The sequence below is a fragment of the Streptomyces sp. MGP-P1 genome, assembly GCF_057766565.1.
On the sequence record NZ_JBYMEM010000007.1, the window covers coordinates 703,106 to 714,996 of the forward strand.

Annotated in this window: 8 protein-coding genes; 3 read left to right on the plus strand and 5 right to left on the minus strand. The window is 75.0% G+C overall.

Annotated features, from left to right (window positions below; translation table 11 throughout):
• The first annotated feature begins 5 nt into the window (after nucleotides 1–5).
• Nucleotides 6–428: an acyl-CoA thioesterase gene (locus AC3CH1_RS24795; RefSeq protein WP_469219938.1), complete on the plus strand. Its 423-nt coding sequence runs from the start codon at nucleotides 6–8 to the stop codon at nucleotides 426–428.
• Nucleotides 425–1,141, plus strand: coding sequence for a DUF8010 domain-containing protein (locus tag AC3CH1_RS24800; protein WP_488464945.1), 717 nt, complete (start codon nucleotides 425–427; stop codon nucleotides 1,139–1,141). The genes AC3CH1_RS24795 and AC3CH1_RS24800 overlap by 4 nt, the downstream gene beginning before the upstream one ends.
• 241 nt (nucleotides 1,142–1,382) lie before the next feature.
• Here the strand turns inward: AC3CH1_RS24800 and AC3CH1_RS24805 are convergent, their stop codons facing one another.
• From AC3CH1_RS24805 to AC3CH1_RS24820, 4 genes are all read right to left on the minus strand, one after another.
• The gene (locus tag AC3CH1_RS24805; RefSeq protein ID WP_488464946.1) at nucleotides 1,383–2,387 is read right to left on the minus strand and encodes an ABC transporter ATP-binding protein; all 1,005 of its coding nucleotides are present in this window, start codon (nucleotides 2,385–2,387) and stop codon (nucleotides 1,383–1,385) included.
• Nucleotides 2,384–5,251 (minus strand): ABC transporter permease, encoded by a 2,868-nt coding sequence (locus AC3CH1_RS24810; protein ID WP_488464947.1) that lies wholly within the window; start codon nucleotides 5,249–5,251, stop codon nucleotides 2,384–2,386. Before AC3CH1_RS24810 ends, AC3CH1_RS24805 begins: the two co-directional genes overlap by 4 nt.
• Nucleotide 5,252: 1 nt before the next feature.
• Nucleotides 5,253–8,543: an FtsX-like permease family protein gene (locus tag AC3CH1_RS24815; protein ID WP_488464948.1), complete on the minus strand. Its 3,291-nt coding sequence runs from the start codon at nucleotides 8,541–8,543 to the stop codon at nucleotides 5,253–5,255.
• A 222-nt stretch (nucleotides 8,544–8,765) separates the two neighbouring features.
• Complete coding sequence (locus AC3CH1_RS24820) at nucleotides 8,766–9,170, minus strand: globin (RefSeq protein WP_003969111.1); 405 nt, start codon at nucleotides 9,168–9,170, stop codon at nucleotides 8,766–8,768.
• 109 nt (nucleotides 9,171–9,279) lie between these two features.
• Here AC3CH1_RS24820 and AC3CH1_RS24825 point away from each other — a divergent pair, with 109 nt between their 5' ends.
• On the plus strand, nucleotides 9,280–10,275 hold the full coding sequence (locus tag AC3CH1_RS24825) for a methyltransferase domain-containing protein (RefSeq protein WP_488464949.1): 996 nt from the start codon (nucleotides 9,280–9,282) through the stop codon (nucleotides 10,273–10,275).
• Nucleotides 10,276–10,299: 24 nt separating this feature from the next.
• Here the strand turns inward: AC3CH1_RS24825 and AC3CH1_RS24830 are convergent, their stop codons facing one another.
• On the minus strand, nucleotides 10,300–11,787 hold the full coding sequence (locus AC3CH1_RS24830; protein ID WP_488464950.1) for an FHA domain-containing protein: 1,488 nt from the start codon (nucleotides 11,785–11,787) through the stop codon (nucleotides 10,300–10,302).
• Nucleotides 11,788–11,891: the final 104 nt, after the last annotated feature.

The following is an 11,891-nucleotide window of genomic DNA, read 5'->3' on the forward strand; positions in this document are numbered from 1 at the left end:
TCGTCTTGGCTCGTCACGTCTACAGCTGCCCCCTGCGCTGGTCGGACATGGATGCCTTCGGCCACGTCAACAACGTGGTCTTCCTCCGCTACCTGGAGGAGGCGCGCATCGACTTCATGTTCCGGCTGGCGCCCGGGGACGGTTCGCCGTCGTTCTCGGGCGGGTCCGTCGTGGCCCGTCACGAGATCGACTACGTACGGCCGCTGGTCCACCGGCACGAGCCGGTGACCGTCGAGTCGTGGGTCACGAAGATAGGCGCCGCGTCCCTGACGATCGCCTATGAGATCAAGGACGCCGACCAGGTGTACGTACGCGCCTCGACCGTCGTCGTGCCGTACGACCTGGCGGCGGAGCGGCCTCGGCGGATCTCCGCCGAGGAGAAGCTCTTCCTCCAGCAGTACCTGGCAGAGGAGCCCGCCGCGGCATGACGGTGCCTGTGCAGTCGCTGCGGTTCGCCGACGCGAGGGAGGCGGCGGATCTCGCCGCCTTCCTCGGCCGGCTGCTCCACTACGACCGGGCCGCGGCGGTCCGGTTGCAGGCGGGCGGCGGCGACGCACTGGCCGTGTTCGGCCGCCCGCCCTCCTTCGAGGTCCTCGCCATCCGCACCGCCCGCCTGGCCCGCCCCGAGACGCTCGACGTCACGGTGTCGGCCGGGGAGCTGCTGGAAACCCTCGACGTCCCGGTCCCCGGCGACCCCGCGGGCACCACGGAGCCGGGCGCCGGTGCGCTGCCCGCCGCGGTCACCGGGCCGCCCTGGACCGGTGTCCTGCCGCCCCGGGGGCCCTGGCGGGAGCAGCCGGGGCTGCCCGGGCCGGACGCCCTGCGCGCCGCGCTGGAAGCCGCCGTCACCGACTTCCGCACCCGGGACGAGGCCCTGCCCGAGGAGCGGCGCACCCGTGCCGAGCGGGACCGTATCGGCCGCGAGATCTGGTCCCGGCCGGTCGGGACCACGGATCTTCCGCTCCGGGCCGTCCACGCGGCCCAGTCCCTCGGCTTCCTCCGGGCCGACCCGCGGTTCCCGGTGTCGCTGCTGTCCGCGGGCAGCTGGCTCCGGCTGCGGAGCCCGTACGGCTCGATCGCCCTGCGCCGCGCCACGAGCGGGGAGCTGGGCGCCCTGCCCTTCACCGTCGGCCCCCGCTGACCCGAAGACCCCGGGTCCCTCGAGGTGCGTTGATCGAAGGCCTGGCGCCCCTCGACGTCCGCTGACCCGAAGGCCTGGCGCCCCTCGACGTCCGCTGACCCGAAGGCCTGGCGCCCCTCGACGTCCGCTGACCCGAAGGCCCCGCGCCCCTCGACGTCCGCTGACCCGAAGGCCCCGCGCCCCTCGACGTCCGCTGATCGACGTCACGGGCGCACCCGGTGTCGCCGCCGTGAGTGCCGGCCTACTTGCCCGGCTCCTCCGGGCCCGCCCCGTGCGCGTCCGGCCAGACGCCGATGTGGTCCTGCTCCAGCTCCAGCAGCACCCGGTGTTCCATGCCCAGCGTCCGCGTGTAGTCCGCGGGCAGCTGGAGCCGCCCCGCCCGGTCGAGCATCGCGTACTCCCGGGCCACCTGCGACTCCTGGCCCGTCGCCGCGTCCACCTCCGTGCGGCGCAGCACCTCGGAGGACGTACGGCCGTCGCGGATGGCGACCGTACGCCGCACCTCGCTCGCGACCGCCTGGTCATGGGTGACGATCACGATCGAGGTCCCCAACTCCTCGTTGGCGCGCCGGAACGCGGCGAAGACCTGCTCCCCGGTGGCCGAGTCCAGCTCCCCGGTCGGCTCGTCCGCGAGCAGCACGGACGGGGAGTTGGCCAGCGCCACCGCGATGGCCACCCGCTGCTGCTGCCCACCGGACAGCTGTTGGGGGCGCCGGTCGCGGCAGTCCGCGATGTCGAGCATGGTGAGCAACGACTCGGCGCGGGTGGCCCGTTCGCGCTTGCCGCCGCCACCGCGCAACTGCATGGGCAGGGTGATGTTCTGGATGGCGGTGAGATACGGGAGGAGGTTGCGGGCGGTCTGCTGCCAGACGAAGCCGACCACGTCCCGGCGGTAGCGCAGCCGTTCCTTCGGGCCCATCGACAGCAGATCGCAGCCCGCGACCTTCGCCGACCCCGCCGTCGGCACGTCCAAGCCCGCCAGGATGTTCATCAGCGTCGACTTGCCGCTGCCCGACGCCCCCACCAGAGCCATCAACTCGCCCTCGGTGACCAGCAGGTCGAGGCCCTGGAGGGCCTGCACCTCCACCCCGTCCGTGGTGAAGATCCGCACCACGCGGTCGCAGGCGATCAGCGCGTCATGCCCGTAGGAAGGGCGGTCCCGGCGGGCCGCGGCCCGCTGCTCCAGCTCCGCCAGCGTCGTTTCGGCCGCGCGGGCCGTGCCGTCCGTCTCGGTGGACGAGGTCATCGGGAGTCTCCTGCCCTGAGTTCGGTGATCGATCCGCGGCGGCTCGCCCACCACGCCTGAACGCCCGCGACCGCGGCGGCGAGCGCCACGACCCCGGCGGCCGGCAGCCCCAGCGACCAGAGGTCGGTGCGCAGGGGTACGGGGCTCGTGTCCGATCCGGCGACGCCCGCGAGCGCCAGCGGCACCAGATCGACGCCGGGGGAGAGCAGGGCGATGGTGGCCCAGCCGGTGAATAGTCCACCGCCCGCCGCCAGCAGCGCCTGCGGAGTCGCCTCGAAGGCCAGCAGCCGCCTGCCCTGCCCGGTGGTGAGCCCCATCGTGCGCAGCCGTGCCAGCAGTGTCCTGCGCTCCGGCGCGGTCTGGAGCAGCGACAGCAGGACGGCCAGCAGCGCGTATCCGGCGCCCGCCACGACGGCCGCGAGGTAGATCCGCTCGGCCCCCGCCTGCATCGGGGTGTTCACGTACCGCGCGCGCTCCTCGGAACGCAGATGCGCGGCGTACTCCTTGCCGCTTCCTTCGACCGCCGCGTGCAGTTTCCCGGGATCGGGTGCGCCGGTGAGGAGCAGCGTGGTGGGCGCCTGCTGTTCCAGGGCGGCGGAGTTCACGATCAGGAAGTTCGTGGTGGAGACGGAGGCGACGCGCGGGGCGGTCCCCACGACCTGGACCTTGAAGTTGCCGGACAGCGTGTCGAGCGCCTGCGGCTCCTTGCCCAGGCGGGCCGCCACCGCCGGGGAGGCGATGGCCGGCAGGACGCGGTCCTGGCCGGCTTCCGCGCCCTCGGGCAGGGGGGCCGAGGGGCCGGTGGCCTTCAGCCGGGCGGCCGGGAAGGCCGGCAGCCCGGTCGCGCGGGCCAGTTCGGCGTACCGGGCGGGATCGACGCCCACGATGGCCGCTGCCCCCACGTCCTCGCCGCTGCCGCTGCCCGTAGCCGTACCCGTACCCGTATCCGTACCGGCACCGTCCCCGCTGGCTCCGCCGTCTCCGCCCACGGCCTCCGGCAGGGCCACGCTGTGCTCGATCCGCAGCGGTGCCACGCCCCGTACGCCGTCCAGGTCGCGCACCGTGCGGACCAGCTCGTCCGGCAGCGTCGTCTGCTCGCCCACGCCGCTGACCCTGGCGTCCGCGCCGACGGCCGCCAGCGCCGCGTCGTCCCGCGCGTCCCCGACGCCGGCGATCACCGAGCCGCCGAACGCCGCCGTGGCCAGCGCCAGCAGCAGGGCCAGCAGCGGCAGCGCCCCGCCGGCCGAGGAACGGCCGGCGCGCGCCAGCGAGAGGAAGCCGATCGCCCCGCGCAGCCGGGCCATCGGGCGCGTGGCGAGCCGCAGGGGCAGCGGATAGAGGCGCACCAGCACCAGCGCCGCGATCAGCGCGACCAGCACCGGCGCGGCGCTGACCAGCAGGTCGGTGCCGGTGTCGGACGACGTACCGCGACGGCGCAGCGCCGTCACCGCCCCGGCCGCCAGCACGAGCAGGGTCAGTTCGGCCACGGTCCGCCGGCGCGAGGGCCGGGCGCTCACCATGTCCTCGCGGGCCCCGTGCAGCGTCGGCCGGATGTGCTGGAGCGTCGTCCGCAGCGGCAGGGCGACGCAGACCAGGAGGCCGACGCCGGTGGCCGCCAGCGCTCCCGGCCACCACCGGCCATCGCCCACGGCCAGCACCGCGAGCAGCAGCCCGAGCGCGCTCGCGGGCAGCACGGTCACCGCGGTCTCCGCGAGCAACCGGCCGCCGATGCCGCGCAGCGATCCGCCGCGTGAGCGCATCAGCGCCAGTTCGCCGCGGCGGCGGGCGGCGATCAGGGCCCCCGTCATCAGCAGCACGACGGCGGCCACGGAGCCGATGCCGAGGGCGGCGACCGCGATCACGGGGCTGATCGCGTCGCGCATCCGCGCGTTGGCCTCCACGATGTGGCCGAGTCCGGTGGCGAACACCGCGGTCTCCCCGGCGGTCTCCCGCACCTTCAGCAGCCCGGGGCCGCTCTCCAGCGAGGCGATGACCGACGTGAGCCGGGCGCCGTCGCGGCCGGTCAGCCCGGCCGGGTCGGGCGGAATCCGCCAGTAGAGGACCGGCTCGGCGGCCGTGCTCAGGAGCGCGGGACCGGCGTCCTCGGCCAGCAGGACGGTGCCCGTCCAGTAGTACACCGGGAAGGGGGCCTCGGGGTCCGGCACCAGGGACGGGGTGCGCAGCAGCGGATCGGCGGACCAGTAACCGCCGCGCGGATCGCGCGGGGCCACGATGCCGGTGATGGTCACGGTGATGGGTTCCTGGGCCGCGGTGAGCAGCTCGACGGTCGCGCCGACCTTCACCTTCAGCTCGGCCGCCGTCTCCTCGGTGACCGCGCCCTGCACCTCACGGGAGTCCGATGTGACCTCCCGCGGTGTTGTGGGCCAGGCGCCCGAGGCCAGGGTGGCGTGGTCCTTCAGTCCCGACTGCGCCACGTAGGAGAGCTTCGGCGGAACCGCGTCGGGCCTCGGCAGCCAGGGCTCGTCCGCGAGGGCCGGCTTCGTGGTGCGCACCCCGTACGCGACCGACGACGCGTCGGCGCGCAGCGGTGCGGGCAGCTCCTTCAGGAGCCCGGCCCCGACCCGTCCCAGTTCGGGGCTCCGCACTTCGGCGTCCCGCTGCGCCTGCGGCAGCTCCAGCCCGGGCTGCGGGCGGGCGACCTCCAGAACGCTGCGGCCCGCGTCCGCCGTCCGGACGTCGTGGCGCAGCCCCTTCGTCTCGTACGCGTCCACGGCCCGCGGGAACGCCGCGGCGAGGAACGCCGTCACCAGCACCAGAACCGCGAGTGCCGTCGCCGCACCGGGCGCGGTACGCAGCCGGGTACGGATCCAGGGGGCGGTGGCCGCCCGGTTGTCGTGACGCATGTCAGTGGTCCCCCTGGTGGCGCAGTGTGACCGCCGGGTCCCCGCGGCGGAGCGCCATCGACGCGACGATCACGAGCGGCAGCGCGGCGACCCCGGCCAGCAGCGCGGCGACCTGCCCGGCGGGCAGGTCGACCAGCACCGCCGGAACGGGCCGGTCGGCCTGTCCGGTCAGCACGATGAGCGGAACGACGGCCCGGGTCAGTACCGTGCCGATGCCGAGCCCGATGAGCAGGGCGAGCGCGATCAGTACGCCCTGTTCGGCGGCGATCATGCGGGCCAGCTGGCGGCGCGGCGCGCCGAGCGCCCGCAACACGCCCAGCTCGGCGGAGCGTTCGCGCCGGGACCCCGAGGCGCTGACCGCGAAGCCGACCGCCGCCAGCGCGGCGGCGACCACCGCCACGGCCGGCAGCGCCGACTGCGGCCCCGCCCCCAGCGGATCGTCCATCAGCCGCTGGGCGGCCTCCGCCCGGACCAGCACCTGGGCCGGATCGGTGTCCGGCAGGGCGCGCAGGGCGGCCGCCACCTTCGCGGCGTCGCCCGGGGCGGCGCTCAGCCACCATTCGGTCGCCTCGATCGTGGCCGTCGGCCGGTGGGCCAGGACCTCGGTGACGGCCTTGAGGTCCAGCAGCAGCGCGCCGCCGCCCGCCACCGGCTCCGGGGCGCCGGACGCCCCGTCGGCCTCGGTGGTCGGCAGCCGGCGCACCGCCTCCGCCAGGGTCACCCGGACGGTGTTCCCGGCGAGGGTGACGTCGATCTCGTCGCCCAGCTTCGCGTTGGTGCTCTTCAGATAGGCGTCCGTCACCACCGCCTTGACGGCGGCGGCCTTCGGCCGGGCGGCGGTGACCCTGAGGGTGCCGCTGGTCGGCTCCCAGTTCTCCTCGTTGTCCACGCCGGTGTCGTACGTGAAGTCCGGCAGGCCCGACGCGCCGTTGCGCACCGGCGGTTTGCCCGGCCGGTCCTCGCCGTACTCGGTGAGCGTCATGGCCGCGTCCCAGCGCAGCGACTCGGGTGCCGGCACCGGGCGTTCGGCGCCCGACCCGGCGACCACCCGCACGTCGCTCACCGAGACCCGGTGCTCGCGTGCGTAGTCGGACGGCGCGGGAGCGTCCACCTCGATGCCGATCACGGCCAGACCGCCCGCCGCCGACACCGGGAAGGACACCGGGACCGGCCTGCCGTCCACCGGCACGGGACCGGCCAGGGCGCGGTAGGGGAGACCGTAGCGGTCCTCCAGGAGCACGGTGACCACCGGCGGATCCGGGTCCGGGTACAGGCTGTCCCCGGCGGGCTTCGACACCGAGGTGATCCGCAGGTCCAGCTTCAACCGGGTGCTGTCCTCGGGGAGTACGAGCCCGGGGCGCGGGGCCCGCTCCGGGGCGATGGCCCCGAACAGCTCCCGCGGGCTCCCGTCGGCGAGGTCGGAGCGCATCAGCATCCGCTCGTCGGCGTGCGCGGTGTCCAGGGCGAGGACCTCCGCGGTGCGCCCGCCGGAGACCTCCACGTCGGCCCGGTAGGCGGGGGCCGCCTGCCGCACCCCCTCCAGGGCGCTGTACGAGCCTGCCGTCGCCGGACCGCTCCCGTGCCCGCCCACGAACCGGACCGAGGCGCCGGAGCCGAAGTCCGCCTGGTCGGACTGCGAGCGGTTCCAGGAGGCGCTCTGCCCGATCGCCAGCATGCCCATCGCGACCGACAGGACCAGCAGCAGCACCGGCCCCGCCCCGCGCAACGGACGCCGGCTGAACTGCCAGCCCGCCAGGGCCGCGGGCAGCCCCCGGCCCTTGGCCGCGCGCCGCTCGGCGAGCTTCGCGGCGGGCGGCAGCAGGCGCAGCGTGAGGACGGTCCCGGCGAGCAGTGCCAGCGCGGGGGCGGTGACCAGCAGGGGGTCGATCCCGAGGTTGCCCGCCTGGTCGCCGCTGAGCGCCCCGCTGCCGGACTGCCGGTCCAACTGCCAGTACGCCACCGCCGCGATCAGGAGCAGCCCGAGGTCCGCGCCGGCCCGCACCGGGCCCGGCAGCGAAGCGGCCCGGGTCCCGCGCCCACCCGCCCCGGCCGTCAGGGACGGAGCCACCACGGCCAGGGCGCAGGCCAGCGCGACCGCCGCGGAGACCAGCCACACGGTGCCGGTCGACGCCTCCTGGACCTTCAGCCCGATCCGGGCGAGGGCGCTGCGCTCGGCCAGCAGCCCGGTCAGCGGGCCCGCGAGCAGGGGGGCGACCACCGCGGCGGGCACGGCGAGCAACAGTGCCTCGATCGCGGCGAACGAAGTGATCCGGCCCCGCGAACCGCCCCGGGCCCGCAGCAGTTCGCGCTCCCCGTCACGCTCGTTGTTCAGCAGCCGGGCCACGAGCAGCAGGGCGTACGCGGCGAGCAGCACCAGTTGCACCGCGACGATCATCAGTGTGGAGCGGGAGACCAGCAGCGCCCGGTCGAGCTGGTCGAGCACGGTGGGCAGCGACGTCCGCGCGGTGACCCCGGAGGCGAACACCGGCGCGGCCGTCAGGGCCTTCGGGGCGTCGGCCGACGCCTCGCGCAGCCCCTCCATCGAGCCGGTGGTCAGTTCGGCGAAGTCGGCGGACGCCAGCCAGGACGTCGCGCCCTCGGCGAGCACACCGGAGGCGAGGATCGAGGGAGCGGTGAGCAGCGGGCCGTACGTCGTGAAGGCGAGCTTGCGCACCCCGCGCCCGCCGAGCGGGTCCAGCTGCCAGTACGGGTCGGACTGGTCGGCGGCCTCGTAGACGCCGGTGACCAGGACCCGTTGCTTCTTGTCGTGCAGCCGGTCGGTGAGGGTGAGCCGCGCGCCGGGCTTCAGCTTCAGCGCCTCGGCGGCGACGACGGGCAGCGCGACCTGGACGGGACCCGCGCCGCCGGGGGCCGCGGGCGCCTTGCCCCCGGTGATCCGCACCCGGCTCGGGTCGAGGGCGGCGAAGTGGGTGAGGTCCGGCTCCTTGCCCCGCCGGGCGGCCGGGTCCTGGAGGCTCCGCGGCAGCGCGTACGACCCCGAGCTCTCCAGCTTCCCCACGGTCACGGGCAGCCCGTCGTATGCGTCGCGGGAGGCCTTGCGGACGGCGTCGTCGGCCTCCGCGCGCTGTTCGTGGTCCACGGACGCGGAGACGACGAGGGTGGCGGAGGCGGCCGACCCGTGGGTGAGCGAGTGGCGCAGGGCCGCGTCGCCCACGGAACTGGAGAACGCGGTGAGCGCGGCCAGGACGGAGGTGGTCAGCAGGACGGCCAGGACGGCCGCGGACAGCAGGAGGCGATGAGCCCTCACCCGCAGAAGGACGAAACCCGTCACCTGATCCCCCAGCCCCGGAAACACCGCGTGCGCACGCCCCCCGACGTACCGGTGATGCTTTCAGAGGCGACAGGGTCTGGTAACCGCTTGCAGGCACACCTTGATGCGATCGTGATCGTTATGCGGAGATGGCGTGTCGAATTCCGGAGTTGTCCGGTCACGGATCGTGCACGGGTGATCAGTCGACGCTGCTGTTGGTGCCGACGCCGCGGCTGACGCTGATCAGTCGGCGGTGTTGACCATCGAGGCGGCCGCGTAGGTCAGGTAGTCCCACAGCTGCCGCTCGTGCTCGGGCGCGAGCCCCAGCTCGTCCAGCGCGACCCGCATATGGGCGAGCCAGGCGTCGTGCGCCGCCCGGTCCACCCGGAACGGCGCGTGCCGCATCCGCAGCCGCGGGTGACCCCGGTGGTCGCTGTAGGTGCGCGGGCCGCCCCAGTACTGCATCAGGAACAGCGCGAACCGCTCCTCGGCCGGCCCCAGGTCCTCCTCCGGATACATCGGCCGCAGCAGCTCGTCGCCCGCCACGCCCTCGTAGAAGCGATGGACCAGGCGCCGGAAGGTCGCCTCGCCGCCGACCTGCTCGTAGAAGGTCTGCTCCTGAAGCGTGTCGCGCGGAATCTCAGTCACCCGTCCATGGTCGCAGACGCGCCGTCCGAGGACGGCGGTCCTAGGACCAAGGGCCGAAAAGCCCGTTCGGCCGCTCGCCCGCACGGCCCCGGCGCAGGACAGTGGAGACATGGGTGCACACCGGCAAGGTTCCTCCCCGTCCGACGCCGGGGCCGACGCGGCGCGGGAAGCCCTCGTGCGGGAGATCGCCGCGCGGGGCGAGCTCAACGACCCCGCCTGGCACGCGGCCTTCGCCGAGGTGCCCCGCCATCTGTTCGTGCCGTTCTACTACGTGCACGGAATCCGGGGCTTCGAGCGCCTCTGGGGCGAGGACCCCGATCCCGAACGGCGCTCCCGCTGGCTGCGCGGGGTGTACGCGGACGGAGCGCTGGCCACCCGCCTCAAGGACGGCGAACTCGTCTCGTCCTCCAGCCAGCCGTCCCTGATGGCCCTGATGCTCGACGCCCTCGACGTCCGGGACGGGCACACGGTCCTGGAGATCGGCACCGGCCCCGGCTACAACGCGGCGCTCCTCGCCCACCGGCTCGGCGACTCCGCGGTGACCAGCGTCGACCTGGACCCGGAGATCACGGAGTCCGCCCGGCGCCACCTCGCGGCGGCCGGCTACCACCCCACAGTGGTCACCGGCGACGGGGCACGGGGCTGCCCGCGGCGCGCCCCGTACGACCGGATCATCGCGACCTGCACCCTGCCGTCCGTACCGGGGAGCTGGCCGGAACAGTGCCGCCCGGGCGCGCGCATCCTCGCGCCGCTCGCCACCGGCCTGGTCCTGCTCCAGGTCCGCGCGACGGAGCAAGGGCCGTGCGCCGAGGGGCACTTCCTGCCCACCCCGGCGTACTTCGTGCCGCTGCGCGGCGCGCTCCCGGGGCCCGGCGCGCTGCCGCACCTGAGCGGACTGCCGCGCCGGGTCGCCGGGGACGACCTGTTCCGGTTCCTCCTGACCCTGACCGCGGGCACCCTCGATCCGCACGAGGCACTCTCCCTCTGGGAGCGCGAGGAGCGCCCGCGGCGGCAGAGATACGGCATCACGGTCGGCCAGGGCCGGCAGTGGGCCTGGCTCGACGACCCGCAGGGCCCGTACACCTGGCCGCTCGCCGCCGGGTGAGGCGCCGCGCGTCGACCGGTCCTGTCAGTCCCGGCGCACCGTGATCGTCGTCCACGCCCCGACGTGCACCTGGTCGCCGTCCTGGAGCGGTACGGGGACGTAGGGCTGGATCGGGTCCTCGGCGCCGTTCAGCGTGGTGCCGTTGGTGGAGTTCTGGTCCACGACCGCCCAGCCGCCGTCGGGCTGCTGCACCAGCACCGCGTGCTGGTGCGAGACGCCCGGGTCCTCCGGGGGAACCGACAGATCGACGTCGGGGGACTCGCCGGTGCTGTGCCGGCGACGCCCGATGGTGATCTGGCTCCCGGTGAGCGGAAGGCGCTGCTCCGGGGAGTACGCGGGCAGGTTCAGCCCGGTCGCCTCGGGGCCGCTGCGCTGCATCATCGCGAGGAAGTACGCGCGGTCGGGAGCGATCACGGCGGTCCAGGAGGCGGACTGCTGGGGTCGGCCCTGACCGGGCACCCCGCCGTGCTGCTGACCCTGGTCGTAGCCCTGGTCCTGGCCGTGCTGCGGACCGTGACCCTGCTGGCCCGGCAGGCCCTGCTGGTCGTACCCCTGGTCCTGGCACTGCCCCTGGTCCTGTCCGTGGGGTCGGCCCTGGTGGGGGGCGGACCGCTGGAACGCCTGCGGTGGCTGCGACTGATGGGGCTGCTGGGCCTGGGAGGGCGGCGGCAGCAGCCAGTCATCCCCTCCGGCGGTCGGCCCGGGCGACTGCTGCTGCTGTTGCGGCGGCGCGAAGGGCGAGGCCTGCTGGGGCTCGAACGTCGAGGGAGCCGACTGCTGGGACTCGAACGGCGAGTGCGTCGAGGGAGCCGACTGCTGCGGCTCGAACGGCGGGGGCCCGGACTGCTGCTGCGGCGGAGGGCCCTGCTGGAACGAGACCGGCGGCGGGGGCCCCTGGTGGAACGCCTGCGGCGGAGGCCCGCCCTGACCGCCGTTCCCGCCCTGGCCGCCGTTCCCGTGCGGACCGCCGTTCCCGTGCGGACCGTTCTGCTCGGGGGCGAGCGGCTCGGCGGGACGGTTCATCTGCGAGGGGCGCGAGCCCTGGTAGTCGAACGGGTCGCGCGGCTGGGGCGCACCGGGCGGGCCGCCCTGGCCCCCGGGAGCGCCGGGTCCACCGGGGCCGGGCTGCCCGCCGGGTCCGCCGGAGCCGGGCCCCTGTGCCTGGAATCCGGGCGGCAGGTTGAGGCCGGGCGGAGGCCCGCCGGGTACGCCGTGCTGCGGGGCCAGCGGGGTGTAGGAGGTCGCCGTGTTGGTGAGGAAGTTCCAGCGGCACTCCTCGCAGTACGGCGCCATCGCCTCACGCGGCGTGCGGCACTGCGGGCACAGCTCCGCCTGCATGGTGGGCCGGCCACCGTCCAAACCCTGCTGCGGGTAGCCGTAACCGGGCGCGGGCGGCGGAGGAGGCGGCGGGGGCACCGCGCCCGCGGGCGCACCGCCGGTGGCCATGCGGTGTCCGCAGACCTCGCACCAGTCCTCGGAACCCGACTGGTGTCCGTTCGGGCAGGTCGGCATGTCGGCGCTTCCCCCTCTCCTCTTCCGGCCCCGGAGGCCGTCATGCTGTCGTTCGCGGGCGTTCTTGCCCAACGCATACGTAGGGTTGCTCTGTGCTCACGGCC

Bases quoted from the DNA above. Each gene is read 5' to 3' on its own strand.
- AC3CH1_RS24805 (WP_488464946.1), bottom strand. From the start codon at position 2,387: ATGACCTCGTCCACCGAGACGGACGGCACGGCCCGCGCGGCCGAAACG.
- AC3CH1_RS24800 (WP_488464945.1), top strand. From the start codon at position 425: ATGACGGTGCCTGTGCAGTCGCTGCGGTTCGCCGACGCGAGGGAGGCG.
- AC3CH1_RS24825 (WP_488464949.1), top strand. From the start codon at position 9,280: ATGGGTGCACACCGGCAAGGTTCCTCCCCGTCCGACGCCGGGGCCGAC.
- AC3CH1_RS24830 (WP_488464950.1), bottom strand. From the start codon at position 11,787: ATGCCGACCTGCCCGAACGGACACCAGTCGGGTTCCGAGGACTGGTGC.
- AC3CH1_RS24810 (WP_488464947.1), bottom strand. From the start codon at position 5,251: ATGCGTCACGACAACCGGGCGGCCACCGCCCCCTGGATCCGTACCCGG.